Origin of the sequence: Aquimarina atlantica (assembly GCF_000626715.1) — a bacterium.
GTDB classification, from domain to species: domain Bacteria; phylum Bacteroidota; class Bacteroidia; order Flavobacteriales; family Flavobacteriaceae; genus Aquimarina; species Aquimarina atlantica.
Genome location: NZ_AQRA01000016.1, coordinates 16687 through 34159 on the forward strand (window position 1 = coordinate 16687; position 17473 = coordinate 34159).

11 protein-coding genes are annotated in these 17473 nt (G+C 33.2%); 5 read left to right on the top strand and 6 right to left on the bottom strand.

The features are described from left to right. Positions 1–6: 6 nt before the first annotated feature. From ATO12_RS23455 to ATO12_RS23475, 5 genes are all read right to left on the bottom strand, one after another. Complete coding sequence (locus ATO12_RS23455) at positions 7–2433, bottom strand: TonB-dependent receptor (RefSeq protein ID WP_051576054.1); 2427 nt, start codon at positions 2431–2433, stop codon at positions 7–9. Positions 2434–3698: 1265 nt separating this feature from the next. Next, complete coding sequence (locus ATO12_RS23460) at positions 3699–7199, bottom strand: efflux RND transporter permease subunit (RefSeq protein WP_034247338.1); 3501 nt, start codon at positions 7197–7199, stop codon at positions 3699–3701. A 7-nt stretch (positions 7200–7206) separates the two neighbouring features. Then, the gene (locus ATO12_RS23465) at positions 7207–8373 is read right to left on the bottom strand and encodes an efflux RND transporter periplasmic adaptor subunit (protein WP_034247339.1); all 1167 of its coding nucleotides are present in this window, start codon (positions 8371–8373) and stop codon (positions 7207–7209) included. Positions 8374–8472: 99 nt separating this feature from the next. Continuing rightward, positions 8473–9834 (bottom strand): TolC family protein, encoded by a 1362-nt coding sequence (locus ATO12_RS23470; protein WP_034247340.1) that lies wholly within the window; start codon positions 9832–9834, stop codon positions 8473–8475. 5 nt (positions 9835–9839) lie between these two features. Then, on the bottom strand, positions 9840–10439 hold the full coding sequence (locus ATO12_RS23475) for a TetR/AcrR family transcriptional regulator (RefSeq protein WP_025667568.1): 600 nt from the start codon (positions 10437–10439) through the stop codon (positions 9840–9842). 183 nt (positions 10440–10622) lie between these two features. On the opposite strand from ATO12_RS23475, the gene ATO12_RS23480 reads away from it, so the two are divergent. From ATO12_RS23480 to ATO12_RS23490, 3 genes are all read left to right on the top strand, one after another. Beyond that, positions 10623–11597: a polyprenyl synthetase family protein gene (locus ATO12_RS23480; RefSeq protein ID WP_034247342.1), complete on the top strand. Its 975-nt coding sequence runs from the start codon at positions 10623–10625 to the stop codon at positions 11595–11597. After that, positions 11590–11943 (top strand): hypothetical protein, encoded by a 354-nt coding sequence (locus ATO12_RS23485; protein WP_034247344.1) that lies wholly within the window; start codon positions 11590–11592, stop codon positions 11941–11943. The genes ATO12_RS23480 and ATO12_RS23485 overlap by 8 nt, the downstream gene beginning before the upstream one ends. Before the next feature lie 68 nt (positions 11944–12011). Beyond that, entirely contained in the window at positions 12012–12638 is a 627-nt protein-coding gene (locus ATO12_RS23490) for a hypothetical protein (RefSeq protein WP_131248891.1), read from the top strand. 9 nt (positions 12639–12647) lie between these two features. On the opposite strand, the gene ATO12_RS23495 is transcribed toward ATO12_RS23490, so the two are convergent. Then, the gene (locus ATO12_RS23495) at positions 12648–13172 is read right to left on the bottom strand and encodes a hypothetical protein (RefSeq protein ID WP_034247348.1); all 525 of its coding nucleotides are present in this window, start codon (positions 13170–13172) and stop codon (positions 12648–12650) included. Between the two features lie 114 nt (positions 13173–13286). On the opposite strand from ATO12_RS23495, the gene ATO12_RS23500 reads away from it, so the two are divergent. Together ATO12_RS23500 and odhB are read left to right on the top strand one after the other, a co-directional pair. Further along, positions 13287–16061: a 2-oxoglutarate dehydrogenase E1 component gene (locus tag ATO12_RS23500; RefSeq protein ID WP_034247350.1), complete on the top strand. Its 2775-nt coding sequence runs from the start codon at positions 13287–13289 to the stop codon at positions 16059–16061. Between the two features lie 69 nt (positions 16062–16130). Beyond that, a complete protein-coding gene (gene odhB / locus ATO12_RS23505; protein ID WP_034247352.1) occupies positions 16131–17351 on the top strand; it encodes a 2-oxoglutarate dehydrogenase complex dihydrolipoyllysine-residue succinyltransferase in 1221 nt (406 codons plus the stop codon). Positions 17352–17473: the final 122 nt, after the last annotated feature.

Consider the following 17473-nt stretch of genomic DNA (forward strand, 5'->3'; position numbering starts at 1 on the left):
TTGGTTTTAAATCTTATCTATATATCTAAGTTCGAACTTATCAGGATTTACCTCTTCAAGCGACTTATGGTAGTAGAAATCAATGATTTGGACTTCCAAATATAAGTTAATTTTTTTAACATCTTTTTCTTTTTCGTATAACCTAAAAGCGTTTTTTGCTTCACGTTTTTTAAAGGCAGCAATCAGATCATCTGGTTTTTTAACCACTTCAAAACTAGTGTACCTGTCGAATTTCTTTTTCATCCATCGGTGGCCTACTAATTTTTTCTGTCTGTTGTCAAGTTCTTTTTTAAGTTTTTCTATTTCTTTTATAGTATTAGGAGATTCTTTTTTAAGTGCATCCAGTTCTATTTTGGTTTTTACAAAACTTCTTTCAAGTTTAAAATCAATAAACTGCATATCTTCTTTTAAACTTTTAATAACTTCATAGAGTATAGTGTCGTAAGCTTTTAAGAAATCTTCATAACTATAAAGGGCTGCTAAAAACTCTAAAGCTTTTTCTTTATACAATTCTGATTTTGTTTGTTTTTTTACTGTAGCAAATAAGAAATTAAGATCTCCCTGTTTTTCTTGAGGGATATTTACAAATCTTGAGCTATTTTTTACATTAGTAAGTTGCTCTGTAATTTCTGGGATAGTACCACTATAGACTACAGATCGATATCTAAACTGTAATTTGCCTAACTTGGCTATATCTTCTTCATTTAAAAGTTCTCTATTACGTTTCTTGAACTTTATTTTGAAAGTATCAAATGTATATGTGTATCCTAAAGTTGCTGTAAAATCTGTATTGCTTCCCGTGGTTGTGTTTCTAAATAGTGAAAGCAGATTTAGATTTAGATTATGGCTTTCATAAAAAGAATAATTACCTCCCAATCTAATATTATAAATATCATTTTGTTTTTCACCATTATTAAATGCAGCATTGTAAGAGCTTGAGAAATTAGTTCTTAGTTTTTTATCAAAAAAAGATTTGGTAGCAGTAAGCGTAGGTCCCAAGGTTAGATTGTCGGTCGCACCTACAGTATTGTAAGAAACATTGGCAGCTAGTGAAAAATTAAGTGAGTTTTTGGGATATCCCAAAGTGTATGCAGAAGCAACATTATAAAACTTTGATAACCCATTCTCTATAGTTCTTCCATCTTGTTTATTGTCAGAGCTTTGATAGGTGAGATTTATATTAACTGCTTGTTGTTGACTTTCTGTTTTTTTTAGCGTGTAATTAATTCCCAGATTTGCATTTTGAGATATTTGGCGATAATTAAGAGTATCTATGTTATCAAATTGATTAACCTCGTTAATAAAATCAAATTGATCCTGAATATTAGTATAAGATTGAAAATTGGAATAACCGGCATTAATAGAAAGTTTTTCAGAACTTGTATATGTAACATTAACCGCGCTTACGATACGTTGTAGTTCTGAGCTTTTGGTATCATCTAGATTATCTCGCTGAAGTCCCGCATTAACATTAAGATTAACCTTATTATTAAATATACTTTGAGAGGCATTTAAAGTTATATTTTCGAGATCATTGTTAAAGTAATATGCGCCAAAAGTTCTATAATCAGGATCAATACGTTCATATCCAACACCAACAGAACCATTGCCAGCAGGGTAGTCCAGTTGGGCTTTTAATGCATTATAATAATTTGTGGTTAAGTTCTCGTTTAATAGAAAAGAAAGAATTCCTGTTGTCGTTCGCGATTCTGATGCCTGAGTATCTTCGGTAACTCCCGATATTGCGTACTCTAAATTTATTTTAGCTTTTTCAAATATTGTAAAATTAGTTTCTGCACTTACCACGGCGTTTTCCTTTGGGGTTAATTCTAATTCTACAGGAAATGAATTTTGAATTGAAGTTTCGTCATCTTTTGCAGTAAAAAATATAAGTCCGATTGAAGCTTTTTCAAAAGCATAAGAAGTTTTAAACCCAAATCCCATTCGCTTATAAGCGGGTATTGCTTCAGGAACTTCGGGATTATATTCAGATTCTTTAAGAAATCTACCGTATAATGCACTTATCTTAAAAGGGCCATTAGGAGTAAGGTCAACTCCTCCTCCAGTAAATTGATGACCACTTAGGGTGTATGGAGAAAAAGTCATAGCGACATCTCCAATATGAGTAGCAACCCATTTATACGAAGGATGAATACTTAAACGATTTATTTTGAAAGGTGTACTATAACCAAAATCTTGATTAGTATATGAAAAAGATAATGGAATGTTATATACCCCGCTAATATTAAAATTAAGATTACCATTTATAAAATATGTAAAAGGATCTCGATTTGCAGTACCATCATAAAATACACCATTACCAGAAATACCACCATTAAAACGAAGTAAGGGAACTTTTCCTATTTGCTCGAGATTTTGACTTGAAGCAATTAAAGTAACGCCTAGAAAAAGGATGAGTAGTTTTAGTTTCAATATGTAATAGCTCTAAGTTGGGAATTAATTTTATTATAAAATTAACATAACAAATATAGATCAATGACCTATTGAAAACAAGAAGTGTTATTTTAAATTTATGAGAATGTGCTAAAGATTTATAAATCTTTAGTGGTTAAAATGCAGATTTTGAAAAGCTTGTGTTTGTTTTGTTAAAAAGGGGAATAAGCAATTATATAAGGTTATTCCGTAAAAAAAGCGCAGTATTTTTAAATATTGAACCTTTAGCTATAGCGAAAAAGTGATTAAACTGATTTTACTGTAAACAGTATGATTGCAACTTTCTTTTTGCTATATTTTACTTTTATGTAATGTTACTATAAAGAATAAACAGGGTACAATAATCAAAGTTAAAAATGTAGCTATAATTAGCCCATATAAACTGTCCATGCTAATGACTCCCATAAAATTATATTACCACCAATCTAAATGTACTTTGGGATCTCTTGTACTGAATATGGAGAAGAAATCTAAATTGAATCCTATAGCTAATGGTATCAATCCGATACCCTTAATTTTAGTCTAGCAGCAGTTAACTTTGATCAATCTAAATTTAAAATATTTCCAAAGATTAGAGACATATAGTTTTTGAAATAGGAGAAGTTGTAACCTACACTATTATTTCTATTGAAAATCCAGATAAAAGTGTTCATTATCTAGTATCCATAATAAAAGAAGATACCCCAGTTCAAGAAGAATTGAAAATTGCAGGTTTTAGATTCTCAAAAAGTAAAAACCCAGCCCTAGAATTATTTTTTGAATTAAATCACTTCATTATGTAGACTTTATAATAAATTCATTATGATTAAGTTAGAATGAAAAGCAAATAATATGAGTGAAGCTTCATTATTGATTATAATCTATTTTAAATAAAACAAGGTCAAGACTTTTAAAAACTTACTAAAATAGAATTACTGTCAAAAAGTGACATAATTACTGTTAAAAAGTGAAACTAATTATGGAAGAAGAATCCCTAATTTCGTCGCATAATACAAACTCACTTATATTAAAGATAGTCAGCAAGTGAGAAACAAAATTATATTTTCCCCAGACGGCTTTTATACAACAGTATAGAGGCCGTTTTTTGTTTATTTTTTTAAGTTATAGACGCTGTTTCGTAGTAATAGAAGTTTTCCTGCCGCCTTTTAGGATTCATTTATCACCATTAACTAGAAGATATAAGAACTAAACAAAAAAAGTCACGGTATAAGCCGTGACTTTTTTGTACTTAATTTTATAAAATGTTATGCTGTTGCAGTGACTGCTGGTATTACTGCAACTTTCTTTTTACTAAATCTTACTTTAATTCTATGTATGATAAAAAACAGACATGGTACGATAATCAGAGTTAAGAATGTTGCTATAATCAATCCATATATTACTGCCCAGGCCAATGGTCCCCAGAAAATCACATTATCTCCTCCTAAATAAATTTTGGGATCAAAACTAGAAAATAAAGAGAAGAAATCTATATTGAAACCTATTGCCAAAGGAATTAACCCTAATACGGTGGTAATAGCAGTTAATAATACTGGTCGTAAACGAGCTTTACCTCCTTTAATAATGATTTTCATCACCTCTTCATTAGGTAAAAGCTCTTTTTCAAGAACACCAAGTTCTACTTTTTTACGATCAATTAATAGCTGCGTATAGTCTAATAAAACTACACCATTATTTACTACAATTCCAGCCAATGAAATAATTCCCATCATCGTCATCATAATTACAAAAGAAGCTCCTGTAACTAATATACCTCCAAACACTCCAATAAAACTTAAGAAAATTGCAATCATGATAATAGTAGGTTTTGAAATAGAGCTAAACTGAAAAATTAAAATCAACATAATAAGCCCTAATCCAGAGAAAAAGGCACCCATTAAGAAAGCCATTTGCTTACCTTGTTCTTCTATCTGACCCGTATAATCAATCTTAACACCTCTAGGCAATTCAATAAAACTAGCCATTTCGGTCTGGATCTGAGATACAATTGCTCCTGCATCGGTAAAACCAGGTTGAAGCCCAGAATATACAGTAACGACTCTCTTTGTATCTTTATGCTTGATAGCACTAAAAGACGAGGTATTTCTTTGTGAAGCTACTGCAGAAACTGGTATTTCTTTTAACTGTCCCGAAGCTTGATCTCTAAATGTAATATTTTGATTAAATAATGCACTTGTATTATATCTATTGTCTTCGTTAAATCGAACATAGATATCATAATCTTCTCCTTCTTTCTTATATACACCAGCTTTCTCTCCGAAGATTGAACGACGCAGTTGATTACCAACCTGGCCGGCAGCTACACCTAATTCACCAGCTTTTTCACGATCTACAACAACTTGCATCGCTGGCTTTCCTTTATTAACATCAATTTTTAATTCCTCTATACCAGGAATGTTTTTTTCATTAATAAAATTACGCATCTGCTCTGCGATATTGATCAATTCGTCATAATCCGGCCCTTCAATTTCTATATTAATAGGATAACCCGCAGGAGGGCCAACAGGATCTTTTTCTACCGAAATAGCAACACCGGGATAAATTCCTTTTAGTGCTTCCTGAACCTTACTTCGAAGGACCTCAGAATCTTTTCCTTTTCGATATTTAAACTCTCTCATAGTTGCCGTAATCTTTGCTTTATGAGGCATTTCGGCATTGCTGCCTCCATCAGTTTGAGGATTTCCGGCTCCTTCTCCTACTTGTGATACTGCAGATTCTACAAGGAAATTATGCTCTTTTCCTTCTATATATTCTGCATCGTTTACAACGGCATAAACACGTTGTTCAATTTCTTTGGTAATAGCATTGGTTTTATCGATATCAGTTCCCTGTGGATATTCAATATATACAACAATTTGATTGGGCTTATTATCGGGGAAGAATTCTACTTTGGTACGTTGACTTCCGATAGAAGCTCCAAACATAGCAAAAACTATAAATAATAGCATAAATGTACCAAATACAAACCCATAGGCTCTCCAACCTCTTAATGCAGAACTCAGAAAACGCTGATATTGATTTTCTAACCAGGCCAGAATTCTTTTCTGAAAGAAATTTGCCCCTTTTTTAAGGACATATTTATATACCCAAAACATTGCAGCAGTAAAAATCATAAGACTTCCTAATCCTCTTACAGCTCCTCCAAAAATCAATATAAAAATCCCAATACCTCCCAATATGATGCTTAATCGAATCAACTGTTTTACAGTTAATGTCTTTTCGCCAATTTCCATAAATTGTGATACCAGCATAGAATTGATAAATATGGCGACGAATAATGATGATCCTAATACTACAGATAATGTGATTGGGAAATAAATCATAAATTGTCCCATTACTCCAGGCCACATTCCCAGCGGAATAAAAGCTGCGATAGTTGTAGCTGTAGAAATGATGATTGGATACGCAATTTCTCCAATACCTTTTTTGGCTGCCTGAATTCTAGACATACCTTCTTCTTCCATTAAACGATATACGTTTTCTACTACCACAATACCATTATCAACAAGCATCCCTAATCCCATGATTAATGCAAAAAGAATCATAGTGTTCATTGTGTACCCTAAGGCAGAAAGAATCATGAAAGACATAAACATAGACATTGGGATTGCAAATCCAACGAATAATGCATTTCTAAATCCTAAAAAGAACATTAAAACTCCAACTACCAGGATAATACCAAAGATGATATTATTAACCAAATCACTTACTTGATTATTTGTTTTTTCAGATTGGTCATTTGCAACTGTAATTTCTAAATCTTTCGGAAATATATTTTCTGCGGCATCATCAAGAATTACGTTTATTTTTTCTACCGCTTCAATCATATTCTTTCCTGAACGCTTCATAACATCCAGCATGACTACATTATGGCCAAATTCTCGTGCATATGTTGTTTTGTCTTCTTCTTTAAAACTTACCTTGGCAATATCTCTTAAATAGACAGCTCCGTTCTGAGATTTGACTACAAAATCATCCAGTTGTGATGGACGCTCGATTTCTCCAAGGATTCGTATGGTACGTCTTTGTCCACTAGCAATCATATTTCCTGCAGACATTGTCATGTTACCATTACGAATAGCATTAATAACATTATCAAAACTCACTTTGGCAGCCATCATTTTGTAAATATCTACTGCTACTTCTACTTCTTTTTCCTGAGCACCGCGAATTTCAGCTTTTTTGATTTCAGAAAGATCCTCTATTTCATCTTCAAGATATTCGGCAAATTCTTTTAGTTTTTCTACCGGATAATCCCCCGAAATATTGATATTCATAATAGGGGTTTCTTCAGAAATACTTAAATCAAAAACATTAGGCTCTACCTTGGCACCATTAAAAGTTGGCCAATCTTCATTTGCCTTCTCAGAATCAACCTCATCTTTTACTTTTTGCTTAGCTGCTGGTACAGAAAGCTCCTCGTCAAATTCTACAGTTATAATACCATAGTCTTCTTGTGAAGTTGAAAGAATCTCTACTACATTGCTTACATTTTTTAATTTGTCCTCTAGAGGATCTATAATTAGACGTTCGATATCCTCGGCCGTATTTCCCGGGTAAGGTACGCTGATGTATATTTTGGTTTCATTAATCTCAGGGAAGTTTTCTCGTGGCATAGAAAAGTATGCAGAAAGCCCCAAAATCAAGAATATACCAATCATTACATAGATGGTAGTTGGATTGTTTATCGCCCAAGACGATAATCTAAATTCCTTATCTACCTTTTTCTTATTAACTTCTTCCATAGGAGTGTTAGTTTAAAATTTTAACTTTCTGACCATCTTTTACACTTCTTGCACCTTCACTAATAATGGCATCACCACTAGTAAGGCCTTCGGTGATCTCTATGAGATCTCCTTGTGTTTTTCCAGTTTTAATAATTACTCTTTTGGCTTCAGCAATATTTTCAGAATTCTTATCCAGAGTAACATAAGTGTATTGATCTCCTTCTGCATTTTCAGAAATGATACTTTGTGGGATTAGTATCGCTTTTTCATTAGTGTAATCATTAATTTTTACTTTGGCAGTAAGATTTGGTTTTATGGTTCCTCCATTCGAAGGAATACCAACTTCTACCATAAAAGAACGATTGTTTGGATTGATATAATTTCCTACCTGACGAACTTTTGTGTTTATTGTTTTTCCAAGAATTGGGAAGTATACTTCTACATCTTTTCCTTTTGTAATATTTGGGATATAACGCTCTGGAACTTCTGTTTCGATATACATATCATTTAAATTAACAATGCGTATTAATGCAGACTGCCCAGGAGAGACAACACTTCCCTGTTCTGTAATTACATCATCAATAACTCCAGAAAATGGAGCAGTTACAGTTGTTTTTGCTAATTGACGTTTGATCTGGTTTACCACATTTTGTTGAGCTTCAAAATTTGTTTTAGCTTCAAGATATTGAATTTCAGAACCAATTTTTTGATCCCATAGTCTTTTTTGACGATCAAATGTTGTTTTTGCTAATTGTGCCTGTACCTCTACCTGAGATAATTGCTGGCTTAATCCACCATCATCAATTCTGGCTAATAATTGCCCTTTAGAGACTTTTTGCCCTTCTTTAACATAAACTCGAGTTAAGATACCGCCCATTTCTGGATATAGAACTATATTCTTTTTGGTTTCAACATTTCCTTGTAACTCCAGAAAATGATTAAACAAAGTATCTTTGGCCATAATTGTAGTTACCAAAGGAAGTTTTTTTACAGAATCTAAAGAAGCGATTGCCTCGTCTAATTGTTTTAATTGATCAGCAACAGCTTGTTGCTCGGCTACTATTTCGGTTCTTTTTGCACGTAATGCTTGCAGATTACCGTCTTCTATAATTTTGTCAATAGACTTTGTATTATTTTGTCCACACGAAATGATAAGAAGTGATATAGATAATATGGAAAGTACCTTTTTCATTTGTTTTTGTTTTATTGTTTTTCAATGACCAAATAGAATTCACCAATACTAATTATAGTTAATGTTAATAAAATAGTGATGGCTTATTTCATATCATGGTTAATTGTTGTTTGGTGTGTTTAAAATCGTTTCTAATTCAGCTTTTTTATTTATAATATCAAGCATGGCATTTAACACTTCATTTTGAGAAGAATATAGCTGTAATTGCGCTTGTCTCAATTCAAAACTAGAGGCAAGGCCTTCTGTATATTTGATCTGATTTTTTTTCTCTATTCGCTCTGCTAGTGTGAGATTTTGCTTTGAAGTATTATAGCTTTCTATCGAAAACTTATAATCACTTATTGCAGTATCATACTTAAGTTGTATTTCTCGCTGAATTCTCAAAAAATCGGTTCTCGATTGTTCGTCGGCTATTTTGGCTTGTTGTGTTCTGGCGCTTCTTTTTAAAGAACTGAAAATCGGAATCTTCAAGCTCGCTCCCAAAATAGACGATTGAAACCAACGTTGATCACTATCTAAAAAAGTAAAAGAATTACTATTAGCTTGCGTACCATAATTAACAAAAGCAGACAAAGAGGGGAGTGCCCTGCTTTTTTCTAGTTTTAACTCTAACCGCGTTTGTTCGGTAAGAAGATATGCTAATCTATAATCTATATTATTTTCTATGTTAAATGGTTTTGCGATAACAGATTGATCCATGTTTTTTAAAGCAAGACCATCTAAATTATCAGAAAGCACAATATTCGAATCAACAGGCACTCCAAGAGTTAGATTAAACATTTGCATAGCGATTTTTTCTAACCGTTCTGCATTACTAAACTGATTCTTAATTTGTAATAAAGTAATTTGTAGTTGCTCTACATCTTCTTCTTCTGCCAGACCATTCTCGAAAATCTTTTTTGTTTCCAGATAGTTTTTCTCTAGAGTAGCAACATTATTTTCAAGAATCTTTACGCTTTCCTGAGCGACAAGTACACTTCCATATGCGTTAATAACACCTTTACGAACTTCGAGTTGGGTTTTTTCTTCAACATCATTGTTATATTGTAAAAAACTCTTTGCAGCCTGTAAACCAACTAAATAGGATCCGTCAAAAATAAGTTGACTTAGAGTTGCTGTTGCCGATGCTTGTTGTTTTGTTCCAAAAACAACAGGAACAAAAGTTCCAGGTTCTCCACCGACAACTTCTCCTGGTAATAGCGAAACAGGTTGCTTTAATTGATTTTGATAATCGACCGATGCACTAATTTGAGGAAGACCATCTGCTGTAGTTTCCCATTTTCTTTTAAGTGCTTTTGCTACATCACGTCTTGCATTAATAGATTGATAACTGTTTTTTAGTGCGAATTCTATCGCCTCATCTAGTGTAAAGGAATATGAAGAATTTGCTGGTGGTTGTTGAGCTAATATTGTGGTTGTAAATAACCAGCTCAAACAAATTAACCAAAGGTTGTTTCTCATAGATATTACTCTTTTATTAGTAGATTGTTTAAAATTTCTAATCCTTTTTTTGTGGCAATGCCCCTAACATGATATTCGAGGTAATCTGCCATAAGTTGAGTTATGGGGAATTTTTGCATCGGAAACATTTCTTGATCCTTTATTCCAATTGCTCCAATAAAATATATTCTTGAAATAAATTGGATGTCTATGTTTTTTCTAAAAACATCTTCATTAATTCCTCTTTCAAGATTTTCAATAACACATTCCTGCATCATATCAAATTGTCGGGCTTTAAGAGCTTTGTATATCTTGGGATAATATTTTTGAAGCTGGTATTGCGGTGCAGTCTTTTCATTTTTAAGATGTCGTAATACAAAGGCTTTAATCTCATATAACTCTTCTATAGGCCCGTTTTTTTGATCTACAATAGCATCTATTCCATCAGAAATAGTACAAAAAAGATGGTCTGTAGTTGCTTTTACCAGTGCTGTTTTATTTTGAAAATGTGTGTAAATTGTCTTTTTAGAAATTCCCATCTCGGTAGCAAGATCATCCATAGTGACACTCTTAAAACCCAGATTCAAAAACATATCATTAGCTTTTTCTATTATTTTGTCTTTCATTAAAGGGATTCATTTTTTGCCAAATGTACATACGGAAACTTTAAAAACAATAAAAGTTTCCTGGGTTTCACAAATTTTTAACATAACACCCAGATTTTGATCGGCAAAAATGTTTTAGAGACCAGATTACGATTAGCATTAGTTTTTTAAAAAGTTTCAATTACTTTAGCATAAAAAAATACTGTGCATACAATTTCTGATTATCAGAGATATTTTTTAGAATATCTGTCTAAAAAAACGATAACTAAAGAACCCAAGAATCTTTACGAGCCAATATCTTATATTCTTAATCTTGGCGGTAAACGATTGCGGCCAATTTTGGTATTAATGGCTTCCGAAATTTTTGGAGGAGATTACAAAAAAGCTTTAGATGCAGCATTGGCTATAGAGGTTTTTCATAATTTTTCATTAATACATGATGATATTATGGATGATGCCCCTCTTAGAAGAGGAAAAGAAACTGTTCATGAAAAATGGGATATAAATACAGGGATTCTTTCTGGAGACGCCATGTTGATTAATGCTTATCAATTGTTTGAAAATTATGAAGGAGATACTTTTAGAGAGTTAGCTAAATTATTTACGAAGACAGCAATAGAAGTATGTGAGGGACAACAATATGATATTGATTTTGAAACCAGAGATGATGTAACTATTCCCGAGTATATCCAAATGATAGAATATAAGACAGCGGTTTTAGTTGGTGCGGCAATGAGTATGGGAGCTATCGTTGCTAATGCTTCAGAAGATTGCAGATCATCGATTTATGATTTTGGAAAATTATTAGGATTAGCATTTCAACTTCAGGATGATTATTTGGACGCTTTTGGCGACCCTAAAACTTTTGGCAAACAAGTAGGAGGAGATATTATAGAGAATAAGAAGACTATTTTATATCTAAAGGCTTTAGAATTTGCGAGTGAAGATGAGCAAAAACAATTAAGAGAATTATTTTCTCTTTCTCCTAATGATCCGTCTCAAAAAATAGATACAGTAAAAGATCTTTTTGAGACTACAGGCGCAAAAGACAAAACACGATTAGAGATCGAAAAATATACCAATAAAGCATTTTCGGTTTTAGAAACCCTCTCTATTACAGAGGATAAAAAAGCCATATTGAAATCATTTGGAGAACAATTAATGAATCGAAGTGTCTAACAAGTATAATCTTATTACTACAAAGCAATTAATAGATGAGGTTTCTAATTCTGATTTGTATCCTCAGTTTCTGGCGCAGTTACAAAAAGATTTGAATCGCGCAGGGATTGATTATGATATCAAAAGTAAAACGCCTCAGGATTTGTTTTCTGAAGTGACGTACTTGCTTGTTGAAAAATTGCAGAATGCTTTTAATGAGTATCTTAATTTATTGTATGCTGTAGATGTTTCTGAAACTAAGATAAGAAGCCTGGATTCTGAAGATAGTGTCGATATAGCAGAGCATGCTACATATTTGATTTTAAAACGAGAATGGCAAAAGGTTTGGTATAGAAACAAAGGATGAGATTCGATGGATCAAAAAACTATCTTAGAGGTAAAATAGAATGTAGGATAACTAGAAATTTTAAATGTATGAAGTTCTATAGCAGTATTTTCTTATTTTTCGTATTAACGATTAATTATGGTCAGGATATTTCTCAGGATAAAATAAACATTTCCTACGAAGAGTTTTTGAGAGAAGTTGGTAAAAAAGAAAGAGACACTTTGATTACACAAATATCTAAGAGATATCATTGTTCAGAATATTTCTCAGGGAACATTTATTATTATTATAAAGATGATCAATTAAAATTGATAAAACATATCTATAAGCAAAACTGGGATAATAGTTTAGAATATTACTATATCAAAAATGATACACTACAGTTATTTACAACATTTACCGAGATTATTCGATCTAATACTCGGTATACCAAGAGCGAAAGAGAATCGTCTTTTTCAATGGAGAAAGTGTTAGATGTTACCGAAAATCGAACTTTTTTACGGCAAAATCATATTGTAATGTGTCATGAAAGGCAGGATATGAAAAAACAATCAGAGTGGGATCAGGATTTTTTTAATACCCTTAATTTTAAAAAAGCAGATTGTACTATAGATGTTGAAGATCTACGTTATAAATATAGAACACTTCGCAAAGCTGAAAAAAAACTCGTAAAATATGGAGGAAAGCCACATAATTGTATTTTTTATTTGTGGTAAGATAACTTTTTAGAAAAATACACTAACAAAAGGAGTGTAAGCGCTTCCGTAGATACTTTTGTCACTATCATAAAGAAGGTCATAACGAATACCAACACTTACATTACCCATACGATAACCACCACCAACGAATAATGACGGATACCAATAATTTTCTTTCAGATCTTGTGCGTTTTCAATTTCAAGAGTTCTCGATACTCCCATTTCCTGAAACTCAAGTGAGAGTCGAATTTCTCGTATTGGGCTATAAAAAGCAAGTAGACTTCCTCCATAATTGGTTGCTGTAAAATTGTTAGATTCGATATATCCAAAACTAACTCCCATTCCGGCAGCAAATTGTTCATTAAAATTATACAGTGCCGACGGTTCGATTACTCCACTAAAAGTATCATTGCCAAAACCAATTCCCAAATTACCTCCAAAACTTACATTAGACCAAAAATTATCGTTTTGAGAATAACTTTTTTGTAAGGAAAATAAAATTGAAAGAACTAAGACAAGGATTTTAATATTTTGATGAACATTTACTTTCATTGTTAATTTTATAAAAAATTATAATATAAATATAAATAATTCGATACCTAATATACCGTAATTATTGTATTTTTGTGGCGCTTTATTATTTAAAAGACAGTTGAATACTTACATATGGATAAATATTCATTTTTGAATGCGGCTAATACCGCATTTTTTGCAGATTTATACGATCAATATATACAGAATCCTGATAGTGTAGAACCTAGTTGGAGAGCATTTTTTCAAGGATTTGATTTTGGAATAGAAAATGCTAATGGTTCAGAAGAAACTATGTATGTTGATCAGGCACCAGGAGAAACTGTTGCTATTCCCCAAAATGTTCAAAAAGAATTTCAGGTAGTTCGATTAATAGACGGATATAGAACTCGAGGGCATTTGTTTACCAAAACAAACCCTGTAAGAGAGCGAAGAAAATATATCCCAACATTAGCTTTAGAAAATTTTGGATTAAGTCAGGCCGATCTTAATACAGTTTTTAATGCAGGAGAGATTATTGGGATTGGTCCCAATACATTAAGTAATATTATTGTTCACCTAGAGCAAATATATTGTGATTCTGTTGGTATCGAGTATATGTATATTCGTAATCCTGAAGAACGAGAGTGGATACAGGCCCGTGTTAATTTTAATACCAATAGAACTAAATTTTCTGTAGAGCAAAAGAAACATATTCTTAAGAAATTAAATCAGGCAGTTTCGTTCGAAAGCTTTTTACATACTAAATATGTTGGTCAAAAACGATTTTCTCTCGAAGGAGGAGAGTCTCTTATCCCTGCTTTAGATGCACTGGTAGAAAAGGCAGCTGATCTAGGAGTAAAAGAATTTGTGATGGGTATGGCTCACCGTGGTCGTTTAAGTACACTTACAAATATTTTCGGAAAAAGTCCAAAAGATATCTTTAGCGAATTTGATGGTAAAGATTACGAAGAAGCAATATTTGATGGAGATGTAAAATATCATTTGGGTTGGACTTCTAAACGAGAATCAGATTCTGGAAAAGCAATTAATATGAATATTGCTCCTAATCCGTCGCATCTAGAAACAGTAGGTGCTGTTGTAGAAGGAATAACCAGAGCAAAACAAGATACACATTATAAAGAAAATATTTCTCAGGTGTTGCCAATAGTGGTTCATGGGGATGCAGCTGTAGCTGGACAAGGACTCGTTTATGAGATTGTTCAAATGGCTCAGCTAGATGGATATAAAACCGGAGGAACTATACATATAATAGTGAATAATCAAATTGGATTTACCACTAACTATTTAGATGCGCGTTCATCAACGTATTGTACCGATGTGGGTAAAGTTACCCTATCGCCTGTTTTACATGTAAATGCAGATGATGCAGAAGCAGTAGTTCATGCAACTAATTTTGCGTTAGATTTCAGAATGAATTTTGGTCGTGACGTATTTATAGATTTACTTGGATATCGTAAATATGGTCATAATGAAGGAGATGAGCCACGCTTTACGCAACCTAAGCTATATAAAGCTATTGCCAAGCACAAAAATCCGAGAGATATTTATGCAGAAAAATTGATTTCTGAAGGTATTATAGATAAAGATTATGTCGCTAAACTTGAAAAAGAATACAAAGCATCTCTCGAAGAAGAATTAGAAGATTCTCGTAAGCAGGAAAAAACAGTGATAACTCCATTTATGCAAGATGAATGGGCTGGTTTTGAAAGAATACAAGAAGATAAGATGATGGAAGTAGTTGATACTACTTACCCAAAAGATAAACTTACCGAAATAGCAGAAGTTATTACTAAGCTTCCTTCAGATAAAAAGTTTCTTCGTAAAATAGAGAAAATAGTAAATGACCGATATAAAAGATTCTTTGAAACAGATGAATTAGACTGGGCAATGGGAGAACTGTTAGCTTATGGTTCTTTGCTAAAAGAAGGATATGATGTAAGAATGAGTGGGCAAGATGTAGAAAGAGGAACATTCTCACATAGGCATGCTGTTATCAAAGTAGAAGATAGTGAAGAGGAGGTAGTGCTGCTAAATAACCTAAAAGGTGATCAGTCAGATTTTTATATCTATAATTCATTGTTATCAGAATATGGAGTTGTAGGATTTGATTATGGATATGCGATGGCAAGTCCGAAAACATTAACGATCTGGGAAGCGCAATTTGGAGATTTCAGTAATGGAGCACAGATTATGCTGGATCAATATATTTCTTCTGCAGAGGATAAGTGGAAATTGCAAAACGGTTTGGTGATGTTATTACCACATGGCTATGAAGGGCAGGGAGCAGAACACTCTTCGGCGCGTATGGAACGATATCTACAACTTTGTGCAAAAGATAATATGTTTGTTGCCGACGTAACAACACCTGCTAATTTGTTTCATTTGCTACGTAGACAAATGAAAGCAAAATACCGTAAACCATTAATTGTATTTACACCAAAGAGTTTATTGCGTCATCCTAAAGTACATTCTTCAGTAGATGAGCTTGTTAATGGGCAATTTCAAACAATTTTAGATGACCCGGATGCAAAAGCTACAGCAGTAAAAACACTGGTTTTTTGTACAGGTAAATTCTATTATGACTTATTAGAAGAAAAAGAAAAACTAGGAAGGAAAGATGTTGCTTTGGTACGAATAGAGCAATTATTCCCTTTACCAGTGGCAGAAATGGATGCTATAATCAAAAAATATAAAGCAGATGAGGTGGTTTGGGCACAAGAAGAACCACGTAATATGGGTGCGTTAAGTCATATGCTAATGAATTATGATGAAGCAAAAACATTTAGATTTGTAAGTAGAAGATCATATGGGGCTCCTGCAGCAGGTAGTGCAACCAGATCTAAGAGAAGACATCAACAAGTAATTGATTACGTGTTTGATAAAACAAAAAATAATCAAAGAAGATAAAATTTAGTAAATAAGTAAGTATAGTTAAAAGTTTCCGAAGGAAATTATACAAAGGATAAATTCAGAATTATGGCTTTAGAAATGAAAGTCCCATCACCGGGAGAATCTATTACAGAAGTAGAAATAGCTCAATGGCTTGTTGAGACTGGTGATTATGTCGAAAAAGATCAGGCAATTGCCGAAGTAGACAGTGATAAAGCAACCTTAGAATTACCCGCTGAAGCAAGTGGAGTTATAACGCTCAAGGCAGAAGAGGGTGATGCAGTGGCGGTTGGTCAAGTCGTGTGTCTTATTGATACTGAGGCAGCTAAACCCGAAGGTGGTGCAGCAGAATCAGCTCCTGCTGAAGAGGCTCCGAAAGTAGAAGAGAAAAAGGAAACAGCTCCAGCTGCTCCAGCTAAAACAGAAACTTATGCAACAGGAACTGCTTCTCCGGCGGCTAAAAAAGTACTTGCCGAAAAAGGTATAGACGCTAGCCAGGTAAAAGGAACAGGTAGAGATGGGCGTATTACTAAAGCTGATGCATTAGATGCAAAACCAGCTATGGGAACCCCAGGATTAGGAAGCAGAGGGGAGTCGCGTAAGAAATTATCGATGCTTCGTCGTAAAGTGGCAGAACGTTTGGTATCTGTTAAAAATGAAACGGCAATGCTAACCACGTTTAATGAAGTGGATATGCAACCTATTTTTAACCTTCGTAGTCAATATAAAGAAACATTTAAAAGTAAACATGGAGTAAGCTTAGGGTTTATGTCTTTCTTTACTTTGGCTTGTGTGCGAGCATTGCAATTATTCCCGGCGGTAAATTCGATGATTGATGGTAAAGAAATGATTTCTTATGATTTTCAGGATATCAGTATTGCAGTTTCTGGTCCTAAAGGATTAATGGTACCTGTGATTCGTAATGCAGAAAATTTAAGTTTTAGAGGAGTAGAATCTGAGGTAAAACGATTAGCAATTCGAGCACGTGATGGTCAGATTACTGTTGATGAAATGACGGGAGGAACGTTTACTATAACTAATGGTGGTGTTTTTGGTAGTATGTTATCTACACCGATTATTAACCCACCACAGAGTGCTATTTTGGGGATGCATAATATTGTAGAGCGTCCAATTGTAAGAGATGGGCAAATTGTAGTAGCGCCTATTATGTATGTGGCACTATCTTATGATCATAGAATTATCGATGGTAAAGAATCCGTAGGATTCCTTGTAGCGGTAAAAGAAGCATTAGAGAACCCAGAAGAATTACTTATGGATAATAATGTAACTAAAGCTTTAGAGTTATAAATAAAGTTTTTAGTATAAAACAAAAGCGCTTCAGTTGTTCAACTGAAGCGCTTTTGTTTTGAAAAATTCAAAATAAGAATCTATAGCTTAATTTGTAGAGATGTAATAGAGTCTTTCATAGT

Bases quoted from the DNA above. Each gene is read 5' to 3' on its own strand.
- ATO12_RS23460 (WP_034247338.1), bottom strand. From the start codon at position 7,199: ATGGAAGAAGTTAATAAGAAAAAGGTAGATAAGGAATTTAGATTATCG.
- ATO12_RS23465 (WP_034247339.1), bottom strand. From the start codon at position 8,373: ATGAAAAAGGTACTTTCCATATTATCTATATCACTTCTTATCATTTCG.
- ATO12_RS23470 (WP_034247340.1), bottom strand. From the start codon at position 9,834: ATGAGAAACAACCTTTGGTTAATTTGTTTGAGCTGGTTATTTACAACC.
- ATO12_RS23475 (WP_025667568.1), bottom strand. From the start codon at position 10,439: ATGAAAGACAAAATAATAGAAAAAGCTAATGATATGTTTTTGAATCTG.
- ATO12_RS23490 (WP_131248891.1), top strand. From the start codon at position 12,012: ATGAAGTTCTATAGCAGTATTTTCTTATTTTTCGTATTAACGATTAAT.
- ATO12_RS23495 (WP_034247348.1), bottom strand. From the start codon at position 13,172: ATGAAAGTAAATGTTCATCAAAATATTAAAATCCTTGTCTTAGTTCTT.
- ATO12_RS23500 (WP_034247350.1), top strand. From the start codon at position 13,287: ATGGATAAATATTCATTTTTGAATGCGGCTAATACCGCATTTTTTGCA.
- odhB (WP_034247352.1), top strand. From the start codon at position 16,131: ATGGCTTTAGAAATGAAAGTCCCATCACCGGGAGAATCTATTACAGAA.